This window comes from Streptomyces sp. NPDC006296 (assembly GCF_040613235.1).
GTDB lineage: Bacteria > Actinomycetota > Actinomycetes > Streptomycetales > Streptomycetaceae > Streptomyces.
Window position 1 is genome coordinate 112,293 of sequence record NZ_JBEXRT010000015.1, and the last position, 22,166, is coordinate 134,458.

Below are 22,166 nucleotides of genomic sequence, written 5' to 3' on the forward strand. Positions count from 1 at the left end.
GCGACGCCCCCTCTCCGCCTGCGCCGGCTCCGGCGTCGACGATCGGTGCACTGGTGCGGCCGGTTCTCCCCGGCCCTTCTTCACCGTCCCCGAAATCTCTCCCCAAAGGTGTGGACCGGCATGCACGAAAACCGTTCGATTTCGACCGGCGTGGTCACCGAAGAACTCCTCGAACTGACCGCGGCGCAGCAGGGTGTCTGGTACGGCCAGCTCGTCGATCCGGAGAGTCCGAAATACAACATCGGTGAATGCTTCGAGATCAGCGGTGATCTCGACGAGGAATTGTTCACCGCGGCACTCGCCCGGGTCGTGGCCCTGTGCGACAGCCTCAACCTGGAGTTCGTCACCCAGGACGAGACGGTGCGCCAGCGGGTGGTCCGCCGGCCCGCGACCGACCCCGGGCGGCTGCGCCTGGTCGACCTGTCCGGCACCGACGACCCCGTAGCCGCGGCCGAGCGCTACATGGCCGACGACATGTCGACCGTCGACCGGCTCACCGCCCCGCGCCACCATCTGGCCCTGCTGCGCCTCGGTGCCCGTCTGCACTACTGGTACGTCCGCTTCCACCACATAGCCGTCGACGGCCTCGGCGGTGCCGTCTTCGGGCGGGCCGTGGCCGAGCTGTACGGGCGCGCGGTGCGCGGGGAGGACCTCGCGGCGGCCGGACCGCCCGCCGCCGCACCCCTGCGCGACCTCGTGGCCGACGAGACCGCCTACCTCGGCTCGGACCGCCACGAGGCCGACCGTGCCTACTGGACCGGCAGGTTCGCGGATCTGGCGGGCCCCGTACCCGCGGACCGCACGGGCGCCCCGGGTGCGGGAGCAGGTGCCGACGGCCCCGCACGCGGCGGGACCGCGCTCGTCCGCCGCCGCACCGACGCTCCCGCCGCTGCCGCGCCCGCCGGGCCCGACGTCCGGATGCACACCGGCGAGACCCTGCCCGTGGCCGTGTTCGACGCCCTGCGCAGGCTCGCGGCCGGCCACCGCACCAGCTGGACCGCCGCCCTGGTGGGGGCCGTCGCCGCTTACGTCGGACGGGTCGGCGGGACGCAGGACGTGACCGTGGGGCTCGCCTCGAACGGCCGCCACGGAGGCCTGCGGCACGTCGTCGGCATGACCTCCAACATCCTGCCGCTGCGGCTGACCGTCACCGCCGACATGACGGTCGGCGCCCTGGTGCGGGCCGCCGCCGACGAGATGCGCGGCGCCCTGCGGCACCGCCGTTTCTCCCGTGAACAGCTCGCCCGCGAACTGAACATGACCGACGGCGCCTCACATCTGACCGACGTCGTCGTCAACATCATGGGCTACGACTACGACCTCGACTTCGCCGGCAGCCCCGCCCCCTCCCGCGTGCTGTCCGTCGGCCCGGCCGGGGACGTGTCCCTCTTCGTGTCCGAACGGGCCGAGGGCAAGGGGCCGTTGATCGGATTCGACGCCGACCCGGAGCTGTACGACCCGCAGGACGTGCGGCTGCTCCAGCAGGCCGTCGTCTCCTTCCTCTCGACCTTGGCCGACGCGGACGCCGGCACGCCCCTGCGCGACCTGCCCTTCCTCGACGCCGCCGCCACCGAGGCGCTGCTCGCCCAGGGGCGCGGCGCGCCCCTGCCGGCCGCTGCCGCGAGTCTGCCGGAGGCCTTCGGGGCCCGGGCGCGGCTGACCCCGGACGCCCCCGCCGTGGTGGACGGCGCCGCCACCCTGACCTACCGGGAGCTGGCACGGACGGCGGACGAACTGGCCGCCCTCCTCGGCCACTCGGGCGTCGGCGAGGAGGACGCCGTCGGTGTCCTGGTGGGCCGCTCGGCCGCCGTGGTGTCCACCACGGTCGGCGTGGTCGGCGCGGGGGCCGCGTACGTCCCGATGGATCCGGACTGGCCCGCGGACCGGCTCGACCGCGTCGCCGGGGTCGCCCGGGTGCGGGCGCTGGTCGTCGACGAGGCGTCCGCAGCCCGGCCCTGGGTCGAGAGAGCCGCCGCCACCCTGCCGGTGATCGTCGTCGACGCCCTCGGCGCCGTCGTGGGACACGCCCCGCCGCCGCCCGGGCCGCTGCCCGCGGTGTCCCGCGGCGACCGGCTCGCCTACGTCATGTTCACCTCCGGTTCCACCGGCCTGCCCAAGGGCGTCGGGGTGACCCACGCCGACGTGCTCGCCCTGACCGCCGACTCCGCCTGGTCGGACGGCGCGTGCGACGCCGTGCTGCTCCACTCGGCGTACGTCTTCGACGCCTCCACGTTCGAGATCTGGACGCCGCTTCTGAACGGCGGCCGGGTCGTCGTCGCGCCCGCGGGCGGACTGGACGCGCCGGCCCTGGAGGACGTGGTGGAGCGGCACGGGGTGACCGCCCTGTTCCTGACGACGGCCCTGTTCAACGTGGTGGCCGAGGCCGACCCGGCGGCGTTCGCCGGACTGCGCCTCGTCGCCGCGGGCGGCGAGGCCGCCACCCCCGACCTCATGCAGCAGGTGGCGGCCGCCGCGCCCGGCACCCGCGTCCTGCACGTCTACGGGCCCACGGAGACGACGACCTTCGCCACCCGCCACCGGGTCGCCGCGGGCGCCCCCGGCGTGCCGCCCGTCGGCCGGGCCCTCGACGGGACCCGCCTCTACGTGCTCGACGGCTCCCTCGCGGCGGTGCCGCCCGGCGTGGTGGGAGAGCTGTACGTGGGCGGACGCGGTGTCGCCCGCGGCTACCTGGACCGCCCGGCGCTGACCGCCACCCGGTTCGTCGCCGACCCGTACGACCCCGCGGGCGCCCGCATGTACCGCACGGGTGACCTCGTGCGGTGGACCGCGCACGGCGACGTCGAGTACGTCGGACGGGCCGACGGCCAGGTCAAACTCCGCGGCTTCCGCATCGAACCCGGCGAGATCGAGAACGTCCTCCTCGCCGACCCGGACGTCCGTGCCGCCTGCGTCCTGGTCCGCGAGGACACCCCCGGCGACCGGCGGCTCACCGCCTATCTCGCACAGGCACCCGGCACCCGGCCGGACGAAGCGGCCCTGGCCCGCCGGGTGGGACGCATCCTGCCCGCGTACATGGTCCCCTCGGCGTTCGTGCTCCTCGACGCGCTGCCGCTGAACGCCAACGGCAAGGTCGACCGCCGCGCGCTGCCCGCACCGCACGCCGCCGCCGTCACGGGACGGGTCCCGCGCACCGCCTACGAGGAGGTCCTGACCGGTCTGTTCGCCGACGTGCTCGGCGTGCCGTCCGTCGGCATCGACGACAACTTCTTCTCGCTCGGCGGCCACTCCCTGCTCGCCACCCGCCTGACCGGCCGGGTCCGCAGCACCCTGGGCGCCGAACTCGGCATGCGCACCCTCTTCGGCCACCCCACCGTCGCGTCCCTGGCCGCCGCCCTCGACACCGGCGCGACGGCCAGGCCCGCCCTCACACCGCAACCGCGGCCCGGGACGGTCCCGCTGTCCTTCGCCCAGCAGCGCCTATGGTTCCTCAACCGGGCCGAGGGGCCCAGCGACACGTACACCGTCCCGCTCGTGCTCGAACTCGAAGGCCCGCTGGACACGGACGCGCTGCGCGGCGCCCTGGCCGACGTGGTCGCACGGCACGAGAGCCTGCGCACGGTCTTCGCCGAACACGACGGCACCGCCCGGCAGGAGATCCTCGGCGCGTCGGTCGCCGCCGCGCTCGTCCCCCTCGTCGTCGAGCCCCGCCCCGCCGACGAGAGCGCCGAGATCTGGGCCGCGGAGACGGTGCGCCGGCTGGTCGCCGTACCCTTCGACCTCAGCGGCGACATCGGCGTGCGCGCCCATCTGCTGCGCCCGGGCCCCGACCACCACATCCTGCTGCTCGTCCTCCACCACGTGGTCGCCGACGGCTGGTCGCTCGCCCCGCTCAGCCGGGACCTCGGCGCCGCCTACCGCGCCAGGACCGAGGGCACTGGCACCCCGGACTGGCCCGAACTGCGGGTGCAGTACGCCGACTACACCCTGTGGCAGCGCCGGCTGCTCGGCGCCGACGACGATCCGGAGGCCCCGGCCGCACGCCAGCTCGCCTTCTGGCAGGAGGCGCTGCGCGGCGCCCCCGACCTGCTCGACCTGCCGCTCGACCGCCCCCGGACGGCCGTCGCGGGCCACCGGGGCGACGCGGTCCCCTTCGAGCTGCCCGCCCCCGCGCACGCCGCGCTCACCGGGCTCGCCCGCAGCGCCGGCTGCACCCCCTTCATGGTGCTCCAGGCGGCGCTGGCCGTGACCCTGCACGCGCACGGCGCCGGCACCGACATCCCGCTGGGTGCCGCGGTGGCCGGGCGCACCGACGAGGCACTCGACGACCTGGTCGGGTTCTTCGTCAACACCGTCGTCCTGCGCGCCGACCTGTCCGGGGACCCCACCTTCCGCGAACTCCTGCGGAGGGTCGCGGAGTTCGACATCGCCGCCTTCGGCCACGCCGATGTCCCGTTCGAGCGGGTGGTGGAGGCGCTCAACCCCGAACGGTCCGGTGACCACCACCCGCTCTTCCAGACCATGCTGGTCCTCCAGAGCCAGGAGCGGGCCGGACTCGACCTTCCCGGGATCACCGTCACCGACCGGTCGCGGCACACCGGGGTGAGCAAGTTCGACCTGACGTTCTCCCTCACCGAGCACAGCGCTCCGGCCCCGGGCACGCCGGGCGGCATCGGCGGCTATCTGGAGTACGCCACCGACCTCTTCGACGCGGCCACCGCCCGCGCGCTGTCCGCCCGCTTCACCCGCGTCCTCACCCTGGCGGTCGCCGACCCCGACCGCACCGTCGGCGACCTCGACCCCCTCGCGCCGGACGAGCGGGACCTCGTGCTGCGCCGGGGGCGCGGCGCGGAACACCCGCTGCCCGCCCGGACCGTCCCCGAGGCGGTCCGGGAGTGGGCCGCCCGCACGCCCGGGGCCGTCGCCGTGCGCGACGCGCACACCAGCCTCAGCTACGCCGAGCTCGACGCCCGCGCCGACGCCCTCGCCCACGTCCTGCGCGCGCACGGTGCGGGCCGCGAGGACCGGGTGGCCCTCGCCGCGCCGCCGTCCGTGGACACCGTCGTCGCCCTGCTGGCCGTCCTGCGGGCCGGCGCCGCCTACCTCCCGGTCGACCCGGAGTACCCGCCCGCCCGCATCCGGCAGGTGCTCGACGACGCCCGGCCGGTCCTGCTGCTCACCACCGCGGCCGTCCGGGCGTCCCTGCCCGACTCCGCGGTGCCCCGGCTCCTCCTCGACGACCCCGCCGCCCTCCCGGCGGGACCCGCACTGCCTCCCGCCGGCCCCGCCGATCCCGCCTACGTCATCCACACCTCGGGCTCCACCGGCCGCCCCAAGGGCGTCGTCGTGCCGCACTCCGCCCTGGCCAACCACATGGCGTGGATGGGGCGCCATCTGGCCCTCACCCCGGACGACCGGGTGCTCGCCCGGACCTCCACCAGCTTCGACGCCTCGGTGTGGGAGATCTGGCTCCCCCTGACGCACGGCGCCGAGGTGTGCGTCCTGCCGCACGGGGCCAACCGCGAACCCGGCGCCCTCGTCTCCTGGATGGCCCGGTTCGGCGTCACCGTCGCCCAGTTCGTGCCCTCGCACCTGGCCCTGGTGCTCTCCGAGGCCGCGCACGCCGCGCCGCTTCCCGGGCTGCGCGCCGTGCTGTGCGGCGGGGAGCCGCTGCCGCGCTCCCTCGCCGACGACATCGCCGCACGGTGGCGGGCCGAGGTGCACAACCTGTACGGCCCGACCGAGGCGACCATCGACGCGACCGCCCACCGGGTGACCGGCCCGCCGACCGGCGGAGGGGCGGCTCCCCGCCCGCCGTCCGAGACCGTGCCGATCGGCCTCCCCGTCGACACCATGCGCGCCTACGTGCTCGACGCCCGGCTGCGTCCCGTGCCGCCCGGTGTGACGGGTGAGCTCTACCTCTCGGGACCCAACCTCGCCCGCGGCTACCTCGACCGGCCGGGCCTGACCGCCGCCCGGTTCGTCGCCGACCCGTTCGGCGCCGCCGGTGCCCGGATGTACCGGACGGGCGACCTCGTGCGGTGGAACGCCGCAGGTCTGCTCGACTACCTGGCCCGCGCCGACGACCAGGTCAAACTCCGCGGCTTCCGCATCGAGCCGGGTGAGGTCGAGGCCGCGCTCACCGCCCTGCCCGGCGTCACCGCCGCCCGCGCGGTGATCCGCGAGGACACCCCCGGCGACCGGCGGTTCGTCGCCTACGCCGTCACCGCGGACCCCGGCCGGCGCCCCGAGGCCCTGCGGGACGCCCTCGCCGAGACCCTGCCGCACCACATGGTGCCCGGCGTCGTCGTCCTCCTGGACGAACTCCCCCTCCTGCCCAACGGCAAGGTGGACCGGCGCGCCCTGCCCGCACCCGGGCCGGGCGCCGGTGACCCGGCGGGCCCGGCCGGTCCGCGCTCCTTCCAGGCGGACCTGCTCGCCGGCATCTTCTCGGACGTCCTGGACAGACCCCTGGTGGGACCGCACGACAGCTTCTTCGAGCTCGGCGGCCACTCGCTGCTCGCCATGCGGGTGGTCAGCCGGGTCCGCGCCGTCCTGGGCGCCGAGATCGCCGTACGCACCCTCTTCGAGCACCCCACCGCCGCCGGTCTCGCCCGGGTCCTGCACGCCCCCGGCCCGTCCCGGCCGCCGGTGGTGCGGGCCGCGCGGCGGCCCGATCCGATGCCGCTGTCCTCCGCACAGCAGCGCCTGTGGTTCCTCAACCGGCTGGAGGGGCCGAGCTCCGCCTACAACATCCCGCTCGTGCTCGAACTCGACGGGGCCCTCGACGCCGACGCGCTGGGGGCCGCGCTGGGCGACGTCGTACGACGCCACGAGGCGTTGCGGACCCTGTTCCCCGAACAGGACGGGGTGCCGCACCAGCTGGTCCTGCCGGCCGCGGAGGCGGCGCCCCGGCTGCCGGTGGTGGCCACCGCCCCCGGCGACCTGGAGGCGGCGGTACTGGCCGCCGTGCGCGAGCCGTTCGACGTCGTCACGGACCTGCCGCTGCGCGCCCTCCTGCTGCGCCCCGCGCCCGGCCACCACGTCCTGGTGCTGGTGCTGCACCACATCGCGGGCGACGGCTGGTCCCTCGCCCCGCTCGCCCGCCACCTCGGCGACGCCTACCGGGCCCGCGTCGGGGGCCGCGAGCCCGAGAGCGCTGCCGTGCCGCTCCAGTACGCCGACTACACCCTCTGGCAGCACGAGACCCTGGGCGACGGCACCGCCCCGCAGAGCCCGCTGCGGCAGCAGCTCGACCACTGGCACACCGCGCTCGCCGGGCTGCCCGGCCTGATCGACCTGCCGCTGGACCGGCCGCGCCCGGTGACCGTCGACCCGCGCGGAGCCGTCCACACCTTCGAGGTGCCGGCCCCGCTGCACACCCGGCTGCTGCGTCTGGCCCGTACGTCGGGCAGCAGCCTGTTCATGGTGCTCCAGGCGGCCGTGGCCGCCCTGCTGCACCGGCACGGCGCGGGCGACGACATCCCGCTCGGCTCACCCGTCGCCGGCCGCACGGACGAGGCGCTGGAGGACCTGGTCGGCTTCTTCGTCAACACGCTCGTGCTGCGCAACGATCTGAGCGGCCGGCCGACTTTCCGCGAACTCCTCTCGCGGGTGCGGGAGTTCGACCTCGCCGCCTATGCGCACCAGGACGTGCCCTTCGAGCGGCTCGTCGAGAGCCTCAACCCCGTCCGGGCACGCGACCACCACCCGCTGTTCCAGACCATGCTGGTCCTCCAGAACCAGGAGACGCACCGCCCCGACCTGCCCGGCCTGCGCGTCGAGGACCGGCTCGTCCACAACGGCCTCAGCAAGTTCGACCTCACCTTCGCCTTCACCCAGGAGCGGGGCGAGGACCCCCGGGACGACGGGTCCGGGACCCGCCTCACCGCCGGGATCGAGTACGCCACCGCGCTCTTCGACCGGACCACGGCCGAGACCCTCGCCACCCGCCTGGTCCGCCTCCTGGAACAGGTGGCGGACGACCCCGGTCTGCCCCTGACGGGATACGACCTCATGGCGGCGGACGAGCACGCCCGGGTCACGCACTGGGGCACCGGCGGCCGGCTGCCCGCGGACACCGGGGCAGCCACCCTGCCCGCCCTGTTCGCCGCCCGGGCGCACCGCACACCGGACGCGGTGGCCGTCACCGGCGACGATGGCGAGCTCAGCTACGCCGGACTCGACGCGATCAGCGACGGCCTGGCCCGCGCCCTGGCCGGTCTCGGTGTCGGGCCCGAGTCCGGCGTCGGCGTGCTGCTCAGCCGCTCACCGGCCGTCGTGTCGGTGTCGCTGGGCACGGTCCGCGCGGCCGGCGCCTACGTCCCGCTCGACGCGCGCTGGCCCGGGGAACGGCTCGACCGGGCCGCCGCGGTGGCGTCCGTCCGGGTCCTCGTCGTCGACGAGGAGGCGGCGGCCTCGCCCTGGGTGACCGCGACGGCCCGCCGGACGCCGGTCCTCGTCGTGGACCGGCTCGGCCGGATCCTGCGGGGCGCGCCCGCACGGCCCGGACACCCGGCCCCGGTGCCGGGCCCCGGCGCGCTCGCCTACGTGATGTTCACCTCCGGTTCCACGGGTCTGCCCAAGGGGGTGGGTGTCACCCATGCGGACGTGGCCGCGCTGGCGGCCGACTCCGCCTGGGAGGGCGGTGCCGCCGACGCGGTGCTGATGCACTCGGCGTACGTCTTCGACGCCTCCACCTTCGAGATCTGGGCCCCCCTGCTCAACGGCGGACGGATCGTCGTCGCACCGGACGGGGTCCTGGAGGCCCGCGTCCTCGGCGACGCCGTCCGTGCGCACGGGGTGTCCGCCGTCTTCCTGACGACCGCGCTGTTCAACGTGATCGCCGAGACCGACCCGGGCGCCTTCGCCGGCCTCCGGCTCGTCTGCGCCGGAGGCGAACTGGCCTCGCCGGACGCCATGCAGCGGATCGCCGGCACGGTGCCGGGCGTGCGGGTCCTCCACGTCTACGGGCCCACCGAGACCACCACCTTCGCCACCCGCTTCCCCGTGCCGGCCGGCCTGCCCTCCGGCCCGCCGCCCGTCGGCCGCGCCCTGGACGGCATGCGCCTCCACGTCCTCGACGACGCACTCGGACCGGTCCCGCCGGGCGTCGTGGGGGAGCTCTACCTCGCCGGACGCGGTGTGACCCGGGGCTACACCGGGCTCCCCGCGCTGACCGCCGCCCGCTTCGTGGCCGACCCGTTCGACGCGGCGGGCGGACGCATGTACCGCACCGGCGACCTCGTGCGGTGGACCGGCGACGGACAGATCGCCTACGTCAGCCGTGCCGACGGGCAGGTGAAGCTGCGCGGGTACCGCATCGAACTCGGCGAGATCGAGGGCGTGCTGGCCTGCTGCGAGGGCGTCGCCGACTCCTTCGCCGTCGTCCGGGAGGACACCCCGGGCGACCGGCGGCTCGTCGCGTACGTGGTGCCGGCCGAGGGGGCGCGGCCCGATCCGGGCGCCCTGGCCCGTGCGGTCGGCCGGTCCCTGCCCGCCTACACGGTGCCCTCCGCCTTCGTCCTGCTGGACGCGCTGCCGCTGACCGTCAACGGCAAGGTGGACCGGCGGGCGCTGCCCGCACCGGAGCACCACGCGCCGGCCGGCGGGCGCCCCGCCCGCACCCTCCGCGAGGAGATCCTGTGCGGCCTCTTCGCCGACGTGCTCGGCCTCGGCACCGCGGGCGCCGACGACGACTTCTTCGCCCTCGGCGGCCACTCGCTGCTCGCCACCCGGCTCGTCGCCCGCATCCGCCCCGCGCTGGGGGTCGAGGTCCAGGTCAAGTCCCTCTTCGAACACCCCACACCGGCGGCGCTCGCCGTCGCCCTCGACGGGGCGGCAGCCGCCCGGAGCCCCCTGCGGCGGGCCACGGACCGCCCCGACCCGATGCCGCTGTCCGCCGCACAGCAGCGCCTGTGGTTCCTCAACCGGCTGGAGGGGCCGAGCGCCACCTACAACGTGCCGCTCGTGCTCCGCCTGCACGGCCCGCTCGATGCGGACGCCCTGGAGAGCGCCCTCGCGGACGTCGTCGCACGTCACGAGAGCCTGCGTACCGTCTTCCCGGAGACCGACGGAGTGCCGCGCCAGCTCGTCCTCGACGCCGACGGCGCCGACCTCGACCTGACGCCCCGTCCCGTCCCGCCCGGCCTGCTCGACGAGGTCCTGGACGCCGAGGTGGCGCACGCCTTCGACGTGGGCACGGACATCCCCGTACGGGCCCGGCTGCTGCGCACCGCGCCCGGCGACCACGTGCTGGTCCTGGTGCTGCACCACATCGCGGGCGACGGCTGGTCCCTCGCCCCGCTCGCCCGCGACCTGGGCACGGCGTACCGGGCACGCACCGAGGGGGTGGAGCCCCCCTGGACGGAACTCGCCGTCCAGTACGCCGACTACACCCTCTGGCAGCGGGCGCTGCTCGGCGACGAGGACGACCCGGACGGGCAGGGGGCCCGCCAGCTGGACTTCTGGCGCACCGCGCTCGCGGGCGCCCCCGACCTGCTCGACCTGCCCTGCGACCGTCCCCGGCCCGCCGTGACGGCGCACCGCGGCGACGCCTTCGCCTTCCCCGTCGACGCCGCCACCCACGGGGCCCTGGCGGGCCTCGCCCGGGCCCGCGGGTGCAGCCTCTTCATGGTGCTCCAGGGCGCGCTGTCGGTCCTCCTGTCACGGCACGGGGCCGGTGAGGACATCCCCCTCGGGACGCCCGTCGCGGGCCGCACCGACGAGGCGCTCGACGACCTGGTGGGCTTCTTCGTCAACACCCTGGTGCTGCGCACCGATCTGAGCGGGGACCCGTCCTTCACCGACGTCCTGGACCGGGTGCGGGAGTTCGACCTGGCGGCGTACGCCCATCAGGACGTGCCGTTCGAGCGGCTGGTGGACGCCCTCGACCCGGTCCGGGCCCAGAACCACCACCCGCTGTTCCAGACCATGCTCGTCCTCCAGAACCACGCGGACGCGGTGGTCGACCTGCCGGGGCTGACGGTCACGGAGCAGCCCGTCCGCACCGGCATCAGCAAGTTCGACCTGACCTTCACCTTCACCGAGAGGCAGGACGGCACGGGCCGGCCCGCCGGACTCGACGGCGTGCTGGAGTTCTCCACCGAGCTCTTCGACCACGCCACCGCGCACACCCTGGCCCGCCGGCTCACCGGGCTGCTCGGCTCGCTCGCCGCCGACCCCGGCCGGCGCGTCCACTCCACGGACGTCCTGGACCCGGCCGAGCGGCGGGAGCTGGAGCGCGTCGCGGCCGGCCGGGTCCGGGCGGCCGCGGCCGGTACGGCACCCGAGGCCTTCCGCGCCCGGTGCGCCCGGACCCCGGCGGCGGTCGCCGTCCTGGACGGCACGCACCGCCTCACCTTCGGTGAGCTCGACGCCCTCTCCGACGACCTGGCCCACCACCTGTGGAGCCGGGGCGTCGGCCGCGGCGACCTCGTCGCCCTCGCCCTGGAGGGCACCACCGACCACGTCGTCGCGATGCTGGCCGTCGTCAAGGCCGGCGCCGCCTACCTGCCGGTGGACCTGGAGTACCCCGCGGCGCGGATCGCCCACATGCTCGACGACGCCCGCCCGGCGCTGCTCCTCACCCACGGCACCGCACGCCCCGTGCCGCACGGCACGGCCGTGCCCCGCCTCGCGGTCGACGACCGGGCCGCCTGGTCCACCGGGAGCCCGCCGCCGGCCGTGGTGCCGGACCCGCGGGACGCCGCGTACGTCATCTACACCTCGGGCTCCACCGGCCGCCCCAAGGGCGTCGTCGTCACGCACGGCGCGCTGACCAACCACATGGCCTGGATGGCCGACCACCTCGGCCTCACCGACGAGGACCGCGTCCTCGCCCGTACGTCACCGAGCTTCGACGCCTCCGTCTGGGAGACCTGGCTGCCGCTGCTGCACGGCGGCTCCACCTGCCTCGTCCCGCCCGCCCTCAACCACGACCCGGCGGGGCTGCTGGCCCGCATGCGCGACGCGGGGACCACCCTCGTCCAGTTCGTGCCCTCCCACCTCGCGGCCGTCCTCACCGGGACGGGGGCCGACGAGGCGCCCGCGACCCTGCGGGCCGTGCTGTGCGGCGGCGAACCCCTGCCCCGGGCGCTCGCCGAGCGTGTCGGGCGGGCCTGGCAGACCGAGGTCCACAATCTCTACGGGCCCACCGAGACCACCATCGACGCCACCGCCCACCGCCACCGCGCCGGGGAGGCGGACACCCCGGCGGAGGGGACCGTGCCGCTCGGCCGCCCCGTCGACAACACCCGCGCGCACGTCCTGGACGCCGGGCTGCGGCCCGTCCCGCCGGGCGTCACCGGCGAGCTGTACGTCTCCGGCGAGGGCCTGGCACGCGGCTACCTGGAACGTCCCGGCCTGACCGCCGCACGGTTCGTCGCCGATCCGCACGGCCCGGCCGGCAGCCGGATGTACCGGACGGGCGACCTCGTCCGGCGGGACGCCGACGGACTGCTCAGCTATGTCGCGCGCGCCGACGGTCAGGTCAAACTGCACGGCTTCCGCATCGAGCCGGGCGAGGTCGAGGCCGCCCTCACCGCCCTGCCCGGAGTCGCCGCCGCCTGCGCCCTCGTCCGGGAGGACCGGCCCGGCGAGCGGCGGCTGGTCGCCTACACCGTCGCCGACCCGCGCGACGGGACCCCGCCCCTCGGCGACGGCGAGCTGCGCGCCCGGCTCACGGCGGTCCTGCCGCCGTACATGGTGCCCGCCGTCCACGTCCCCCTCGACGCGCTGCCGCTGCTGCCCAGCGGCAAGGTCGACCGGCGCGCCCTGCCCGCCCCCGAACGGCCCACCGGGGACCGGCCGGGCGGTGAGCCGCGCACCGCGCGCGAACGCGTCCTGTGCGAGGTGTTCGCCTCCGTGCTCCGCATCCCCGCGGTCCGCACCGACGACGACTTCTTCGCGCTCGGCGGCGACAGCATCCTGTCCATCCAGCTGGTCAGCCGGGTCCGCGCGGCCGGCCTCGGCGTCACCCCGCGCGACGTGTTCGTCCACCGCACCCCCGAGGCCGTCGCGGCCGCCGCCACCGAGCTCGGCCGGGACACCGCGGTCGCGGCCGGGCAGGGCACCGGGCAGATGCCCCCGACGCCCATCGCCGCCTGGTTCCTCGACCGGCCGGGCACCACGGACGGCTACAACCAGTCCGGAGTGCTCCGCACCCCCGCGGGCGCCGACCAGGACTCCCTCGTCGCCACCCTCCAACTCCTCATCGACCACCACGACATGCTCCGGCTCCGGGTCGCCCGTTCGGCCGACGGCAGTCCCGTCCTCGAAGCGCTGCCCTCCGGCTCGGTGTCCGCCCGGGACCGCTTCACCCGCGTCGACGTCGCCGGACTCGACGACACCGCCGTGCGGGCCGCCGTCACCGAGGCGGGCGAACAGGCCCGCAGGCGGCTGCGTCCCGGGCACGGGGAGGTGATCGAGGCCGTCTGGTGCGACGCCGGTCCCCGCGCCCGGGGGAGGCTGCTGCTGGTCGTGCACCACCTGGCCGTCGACGCGGTCTCCTGGCGCATCCTCGCCGACGACGTGGCCACCGCCTGGCGGGCCGTCACCGAGGACCCCGGTGCCACGGGACGGACCGCGCTGCCCGCGCCCACCACGTCCTACCGGCAGTGGGCGCAGCTCCTCGCGGCGCAGGCCGGCGAGCCCGCCCGCGAGGCCGAACTGCCCCTGTGGCAGGGCGCGCTGTGCACCCCGGACGCCCGGCTCGGCTACCGGCCGCTCGACCCCGGCCGGGACACCGCCGACCGCACCCGCACCCTCACCACCCAGCTGCCCGCCACCTGGACGGAACCGCTGCTCACCACCGTCCCCGCCGCCTACCGGGCCGGGGTGGAGGACGTCCTGCTCACCGGCCTGGCCCTCGCCGTCTGCTCCTGGCGCGCGGAACGCGCGGCCCTCCTCGGCGGGACGCGGCCCGGCCACACCGCCGTCCTGCTCGACCTGGAGGGACACGGCCGCGAGCAGATCGCCGACCACCTCGACCTCTCCCGTACGGTCGGCTGGTTCACCAGCCTCTACCCGGTCAGGCTCGACCCCGGCCCGGTGGACGCCCGCGACCCCGCGCGCTTCGACGCCGCACGGGTCGAACACGCCCTGAAGCGCGTCAAGGAGCAGCTGCGCGCCGTTCCGGACCACGGTGTCGGCTACGGGATGCTGCGCCGGCTCAACCCGGCCACCCGCGCCCGGCTGGCCCCCGAGCCCGACCCCCAGATCGGGTTCAACTACCTGGGCCGCCACGCCTCCACGGAGTCCGCGGGCGGGGGCGCCGACTGGGACGTGGTGCTCGACGGCGGCGGCCCGCGCGCCCAGGACCCCGACATGCCCGTCCACCACGTCCTCGACATCAACGCGCACACCGAGGACCTGCCGGACGGCCCGCGGCTGGTGATCCGCTGGACCTGGCCCAGCGACCTGCTCAAGGAGGAGGACGTGGAGGCCCTGGCCGAGGCGTTCACCCGGGCGCTGCGCGCCACGGCCGAACACGCCGAACGACCCGACGCGGGCGGCTGGACGCCGTCCGACCTTCCCCTGGTCTCGCTCGACCAGGCCCAGATCGACCGACTGCAGAACAGGTGGGGTGGACGCAAGTGACCGGGTTCCGACTGGAAGACGTACTGCCGCTGACGCCGCTACAGGCGGGCATGCTGTTCCACGCGCTGTACGACTCCCGCGACGTGGACGTCTACACCGCACAGTTCGTCTTCGCGCTCGAAGGCCCCGTCGAGGTGCCGGCCCTGCGCGCCGCCGTCGGCGGGCTGCTGCGGCGGCACGCCAACCTGCGGGTCGGGTTCCTGCACGAGGACCTCGACGAGCCCGTGCAGGCCGTGGCCGCCGAGGTGCCGGTGCCGCTGGAGGAGCTGGACCTCACGGGTGCGGACGCCCGGGGGAGCGCGGACGACCGGCTCACCGCGTTCCTGGCGGCCGACCGCACCCGCCGGTTCGACCTCGCCGTACCGCCGCTGATGCGCTTCACCCTGGTCCGCACGGCGCCGGAACGCCACCGGCTGGTCATGACGAGCCACCACATCCTGCTCGACGGCTGGTCGATGCCCCTGCTGGTGCGCGAACTCTTCGCGCTGTACGCCCACCACGGCGACGACCGGGCCCTGCCGCGCGTGACCCCCTACCGGAACTACCTCGCCTGGCTGGCCGGGCAGGACCGGGCCGCGGCCCTGGACCGCTGGCGCACCGTGCTGGCCGGGATCGAGGCACCGACCCTGCTCGCCGGACGTGCCGGGGCGGACCTGCCGGCCTCCGGCGACCTGCCCGGCACGCTCGTCCTCGACCTGGACGCGGCCACGACCCACCGGCTGCGCGAGACGGCCCGCGCCCACCGGCTCACCCTCAACACCCTGGTCCAGGGCGCCTGGGGCCTGCTGCTCGGACACCTCACCGGACGCCCCGACGTCGTGTTCGGCACCACCGTCTCCGGCCGTCCGCCGGAGATCCCCGGCATCGAGTCGATGGTCGGCCTCTTCATCAACACCGTCCCGGTCCGGCTCCGCCCGGCCCCCGGTGAGAGCCTGGCGGCGCTGCTGACCCGGCTCCAGGACGAACAGGCCCGGCTCCTGGACAGCCAGTACGTCGGTCTGACCGAGATAGCCGGGGTCACGGACCTGCCCGAACTCTTCGACACCCTGGCCGTGTTCGAGAACTACCCGATGGACGCCGAGGCCCTGCGCACCGCGCAGCAGGCGCTGCCCGGTCTCGCCGTGACCGGCTTCAGCGGCAGCGACGCCGCGCACTATCCGCTCACCCTCACCGTCGCCCCCGGTGACACCCTGAAGATCACCTTCGGTCACCGGCCGGCCGCCCTCGACCGGGACGAGGTGGCCCGTGTCGTCGCCCGCATGCGGCGCCTGCTGACCGCCATGGCCCAGGGACTCGACCGCCGCGCCGACACCCTTCCGCTGCTCCTGGACGGGGAGAGCGAGGCCCTGCTCGCGCTGGGCTGCGGAGCCGGACTCCCCGCCGCCACCGCGGACACCAGCCTCCCGGACGCCGTCGCCCGGCACGCCGCGCTGCACCCGGACGCGGTGGCCGTGACCGGCGCGGGTGCCCGGCTGACCTACGGCGCGCTCCGCGCCCTCGCGGACGACACGGCCCGCGCCCTGACCGGGCTCGGGACCGGCGCCGAGGACGGGGTCGGCATCCTCCTGGGCCGCTCGGCCGCCACGGTCACCGCGTCCCTGGCCGTCCTGCGCGCGGGCGCCGCCTACGTGCCGCTCGATCCGGGCTGGCCCGCCGAGCGGCTCGCCCGCGTCGCCGAGGTGGCGGGACTGCGCGCCCTGATCGTCGACGAGTCCACCCGCGCGCACCCGTGGGCCGCCGGGCTCGGCCCCGAGGTGCCCCTGCTGACCGTCGACACCGCGGGCGCCGTCGTGCACGGCGGGCCGGCCGCCCCGGGCACCCTCCCCGCCGTCACGGGCGGCCCCCGGCTCGCCTACGTGATGTTCACCTCCGGTTCCACGGGTCTGCCCAAGGGGGTGGGTGTCAGCCATGCCGACGTGGCCGCGCTGGCGGCCGACTCCGCCTGGGAGGGCGGCGCCGCCGACGCTGTGCTGATGCACTCGGCGTACGTCTTCGACGCCTCCACCTTCGAGATCTGGGCCCCTCTCCTCAACGGCGGACGGATCGTCGTCGCACCCGACGGGGCCCTCCAGCCCGCCGCGCTGCGCGAACGCGCCGCGCACGACGGTGTGACGGCGGCGTTCCTCACGACCGCCCTCTTCAACGTGATCGCCGACACCGACCCCGGCGCGCTCGGCCTGCTCCGGCTGGCCGCCTCCGGCGGCGAGGCCGCGGCGCCCGGCGTCCTCCAGAGCCTGGCCGACGCACACCCCGGCACCGTCTTCCTCAACGCCTACGGGCCCACCGAGAGCACCACCTTCGCCACGCTCCACCGGGTGCGCCCCGGCGCTCCGGACGGCGCGCCCGCGATCGGACGGCCGCTGGACGGCATGCGCGCCCACGTCCTGGACGCGGCGCTGCGCCCCGTGCCCACCGGCGCCGAGGGCGAGCTGTACCTCGCGGGAGCCGGGGTGGCCCGCGGCTACCTGGGACACCCCGGCCCGACCGCCACCCGCTTCGTCGCCGACCCGTTCACCGGCACCGGGGAGCGGATGTACCGCACCGGCGACCTCGTGCGCCGGGACCCCGACGGCACCCTGCACTACGTCGCCCGCGCCGACCGGCAGATCAAGCTCCGCGGCCACCGCATCGAGCCGGCCGAGATCGAGGCCGTGCTCCGCAGCGACGACTCGGTGCGCGCCGCGTGCGTCCTGGTCCGCGAGGACCTGCCCGGCGACCGCACCCTGACCGCGTACGTCGTCCCCGCCCCCGGGCGCACCCCTGACCCCGGGCACCTCGCCGCGCTGGTCGGCAGCAGGCTGCCCGCCTACATGGTGCCCGCCGCCGTCCAGTCCCTCGACGCGCTGCCGCTGACCGTGAACGGCAAGCTCGACCGGGCGGCGCTGCCCGCGCCCGCCACCGCGCCCGGCGCCGCGCACCGCCCGCCGCGCAGCGCCCACGAGGAGATCCTCGCCGGGCTGTTCGCCGACGTCCTGGGCGTCGCCCGGGTCGGCGTCGACGACAGCTTCTTCGCCCTGGGCGGCCACTCCCTGCTGGCCACCCGCCTCGTGGGCCGTGTCCGCACCGCCCTGGACACCGAGACCGAGATCCGCACCCTCTTCGAGAACCCCACCGTCGCCACCCTCGCCCGCGCGCTGCGGGACGCGGACCGGCCCGCCCGCCCCGCGCTCGTCCCCCAGGAGCGCCCCGCCCTGATCCCGCTGTCCCACGCCCAGCAGCGCCTCTGGTTCCTGCACCGGCTCGAAGGCCCCTCCGCCACCTACCACATCCCCTTCGCCCTGCGGCTGGACGGACCGCTCGACCGGGAGGCCCTGCGCCGGGCCCTCCACGACGTCGTCGGCCGGCACGCGGCCCTGCGCACCCTCTTCCCCGAGCACGACGGCAGCCCGCACCAGCGGATCACCGCCCCGGACGAGGTCCGCCTCACCCTCGCGACCGAGACCGTCGACGAGGACCGCCTGCCCGCCCGCATCAGGGCCGCCGCGACCGCCCCGATCGACATCGAGCACCGGCTGCCGCTCCGGGCCACCCTGCTGCGCCTGCACGACACCGCCCATGTGCTGGTCCTCGTGATCCACCACATCGCGGCCGACGGTTCGTCCCTGGCCCCCTTCGCCCGCGACCTCGGTGCCGCCTACCGGGCCCGGGTCCGCGCCGCGGCGCCGGACTGGACGGACCTGCCCGTCGACTACGCCGACCACACCCTCTGGCAGCGTCGCCTGCTCGGCGACGACCACGACCCCGACAGCCTCGTCTCGGCCCAACTCGCGCACTGGAAGCAGGCGCTGGACGGGCTCCCGGACATGATCGAGCTGCCCCGGGACCGGCCGCGCCCCGCCGTGCCCCGGCACACCGGCGCCACCCACGACTTCACCCTCGACCCCGCCACCGCCCGCCGGACCGCCGCCCTGGCCCGGTCCGCCGGGTGCAGCGTCTTCATGGTGCTCCAGGCCGCGCTGTCGGCCGTCCTCTCCCGGCACGGCGCGGGCGAGGACATCCCCCTGGGCACGGCCGTCGCCGGACGCACCGACGAGGCCGCCGCGGATCTCGTCGGCTTCTTCGTCAACACGCTCGTGCTCCGCACCGACCTGACCGGCGACCCCACGTTCCTCGAACTCCTCGACCGGGTGAAGGAGTTCGACCTCTCCGCCTACGCGCACCAGGACGTGCCCTTCGAGCGCCTGGTGGAGCTGCTCAACCCCGCGCGCTCGCAGAACCACCACCCGCTCTTCCAGACCATGCTCATCCTCCAGAACCACGCCCCCGCCGCCCCGGTCGACCTGCCCGGCCTCACCGCCCGCGGTCTCCCGGCCGACGCCGGCGTCAGCAAGTTCGACCTGTCGTTCACCTTCACCGAGACCTACGACGACGACGGCGTGCCCGCCGGTATGCGGGCCGCCGTCGACTACGCCACGGAACTCTTCGACGCGTCCACCGTCCGCGACCTCGCCGGACGGCTCGTCCTCCTGCTCACCGCCGTGACGGCCGACCCCGGCCGGCCGCTGAGCAGCTACGAGGTGTGCACCGCCGCCGAACACGGCCGTCTCGCCGCCTGGGGGAGCGGGCCCGCCGACGACGGGCCCGGGACGACCGTCCCCGCGCTCTTCGCACCGTGGGTCCGGCGCACCCCGGACGCCCCGGCCGTCCGCGACGCGGAGACCACCCTCACCTACCGCGAGCTCGACGCCCGCGCGGAGACCCTCGCCCGCCACCTCCGGGCGCGCGGCATCGGCCCCGAGGACCGGGTGGCGGTCGCCCTGCCCCGCACCGCCGAGCTCGTCGTGGCCCTGCTCGGGATCCTCAAGGCCGGTGCGGCGTACGTGCCCCTCGACCCGGACTACCCGGCCCGGCGCCTGTCCCACATGCTCGACGACTCCCGCCCGCGACTGCTCCTGACCACCCCCGCGGTCCACGGCCGCCTCCCGGCGAGCCCGGTGCCCTGCCTGTACACCGCGGACGCGCGCGGCCCCGCCGCCGCCCCGGCGCACCGTCCCGCACTCCTGCCCGCGCACCCCGCGTACGTCATCTACACCTCGGGCTCCACCGGCCGCCCCAAGGGCGTGGTGGTCACCCACCGCGGCGCCGGGGCCATGGCCAGGGCCCAGCGCGAACGGCTGGGCGTCACCCCGGCCGACCGGGTGCTGCACATGGCGTCCGTCAGCTTCGACGCCGCCTTCTGGGAGCTGTGCATGGGGCTGCTCTCCGGAGCCTGCCTGGAGATCGACGCCCGGGAGGCCCTGCTGCCCGGCCCCGCCCTCGCCGCCCTGGTCCGCGAGCGGGGCGTCACCCACCTCACCCTGCCGCCGGCCGCGCTCGCCGTGATGCCGCCGGGCTCGCTGCCCGCCGGCACCACGCTGGTCCTCGCCGGTGAGGCGTGCACCCCGGCCCTGGTCCGCGCCTGGGCGGCGGACCGCCGCCTGGTCAACGCCTACGGCCCGACCGAGACCACCGTCTGCGCCACGATGAGCGCCTTCCAGCACGCGGACGGCCCGCTCGCCCCCGACCGCACCGTGCCCATCGGCGTCCCCGTCGACGGCACCCGCGTCCACGTCCTGGACGACCGGCTGCGGCGCGTGCCCCCGGGCGTCACCGGCGAGCTCTACGTCGCCGGCGGGGGAGTGGCCCGCGGCTACCACGGCCGGCCCGCCCTGACCGCGTCCCGCTTCGTGGCCGACCCCTTCGCGCCCTCCGGCGGCGACCGCATGTACCGCACCGGAGACCTGGCGCGCTGGACGTCCGACGGACAGCTCGTCTACGTCTCGCGCGTCGACGAGCAGGTCAAACTCCGCGGCTTCCGCATCGAACCCGGTGAGATCGAGGCCGCGCTCACCGCCCTGCCCGGAGTCGCCGCGGCCTGCGCCGTCGTCCGCGAGGACCGGCCCGGCGACCGGCGCCTGGTCGCCTACACGGTGTCCGCCGCCGGCGCCGACGGCCCGGACGAGGGAGAGCTGCGCGCCCACCTCGCCGCCACCCTGCCCGACCACATGGTCCCCGCCGCCCTCGTCCGGCTCGACGCGCTGCCCCTCACCCCCAACGGCAAGACCGACCGGCGGGCCCTGCCCGCACCCGGCCGGACCGCACCGGCGGAGGGCGGGGCTCCGCGCACGGCCCGCGAGCGGATGCTGTGCGAGGTGTTCGCGGAGACGCTCGGGGTGCCCGAAGTGGGCGTCACCGACGACTTCTTCGCCCTCGGCGGCCACTCGCTGCTCGCCGTCACCCTCGCCCAGCGGATCGAGGAGCGGTGCGGCCGGCGCCCCTCCCTGCGCACCGTGTTCGCGGCGCCCACGGTCGGCGGCCTGGCCCGGCTCCTGGACGGCGGGGCGGGAGACGAGGCCGGCGCCCCGGCCGGACCGCACTCCCTCCCGGCCGAGGTGCGGCTCGCGGCGGACATCACCGGCCGGGCGGACGTCACCGGCCGGCCGGACACCGCCCCGGTGCCGGCCCCCGCCCGGAGGACCGCCCGCCCCACGCCCCGGCCCCTGCTGACCGGTGCCTCCGGATTCCTCGGCGCCTTCCTCCTGCGCGACCTCATCGAGACCACCGGCGGGCCCGTCGACTGCCTCGTACGCGCCGGTGACGAGCAGCGCGGCGCGCACCGCCTGCGGGCCAACCTGGAGCACTACGGCCTCTGGCGCCCCCGGTACGCCGGCCTGGTGCACGCCGTCCCCGGTGACCTCGCCGCCCCGGGCCTCGGCCTGTCACCCGAGGCCCGGGCGGCCCTGGTCCGCCGCCTCGGCCCCGTCGTCCACAACGGCGCGCACGTCAACTTCGCGGCCGGGTACGGCGAACTGCGCGCCCCCAACGTGGCCGGGACCGAGGAGCTGCTGCGGCTGCTCGCCGACTCCGCCTCACCCGGGATGCACCACGTCTCGACCACGAGCGTCCACGCCCCGGCCTCCGGGCCCGACCGCGTCACCATCACCGAGTCGACCCCGCCGGGCCCGGTCTCCGCCCTGCCCGACGGGTACGCGCAGAGCAAGTGGGCCGCCGAGCGGCTCGTCGCCCAGGCCCGCGAACGCGGCCTGCCGGTCACCGTCCACCGCCCCGGCCGCATCAGCGGCGACACCACCACCGGCGCCTGCCAGGACCGCGACCTCCTGTGGCAGCTCATCAAGGGATGCCTCCAGGCGGGCGCGGTCCCGGACCTGCCGCACGGGTCGACCGACTGGGTCCCCGTGGACTACGTCAGCGCGGCCGTGGTGGCGCTCTGCACGTCCGGCCGGGCGGACGCGGACACCTATCACTTCACCCATCCCGAAGCGCCGGGCCTGGACCGCGTCTTCGCGACCGCCGCCCGGCTCGGGCACCAGCTGCACACCGTCCCCGCGGCGCAGTGGCAGGCCCGCGTCGCCGCCCGGCACGACAACGCGGCGCAGCTTTTCCTCGGTGAGGCGGGAGGGGCCGGCCACGCGGTCACCGGCCACCGCGGCTTCGACTCCAGCCGTTCGGCCGCGGCCGTCGCCGCCCTCGGCGTCCCGCTGCCGCCGCTGACCGACGAGGTGCTGACCCGCTATCTGACGTACTTCCACGGCACGGGTTTCCTCCCGTCGCCGCAGGAGGTGCGGGCCGCCGGATAGCCGCTCCCGGAGTCTGCCGCCCGGGACTGTCGG

At 76.2% G+C, this 22,166-nt stretch carries 2 protein-coding genes; both read left to right on the top strand.

The features are described 5' to 3' along the window. The first annotated feature begins 120 nt into the window (after nucleotides 1–120). On the top strand, nucleotides 121–14,556 hold the full coding sequence (locus ABZ172_RS13385) for an amino acid adenylation domain-containing protein (protein ID WP_356883405.1): 14,436 nt from the start codon (nucleotides 121–123) through the stop codon (nucleotides 14,554–14,556). Continuing rightward, entirely contained in the window at nucleotides 14,553–22,133 is a 7,581-nt protein-coding gene (locus tag ABZ172_RS13390; RefSeq protein WP_356883407.1) for an amino acid adenylation domain-containing protein, read from the top strand. Before ABZ172_RS13385 ends, ABZ172_RS13390 begins: the two co-directional genes overlap by 4 nt. The last annotated feature ends 33 nt before the right edge of the window (nucleotides 22,134–22,166 follow it).

Excerpts from the sequence above, each read along its gene's own strand:
- ABZ172_RS13385 (WP_356883405.1), top strand. The coding sequence starts at position 121 with ATGCACGAAAACCGTTCGATTTCGACCGGCGTGGTCACCGAAGAACTC.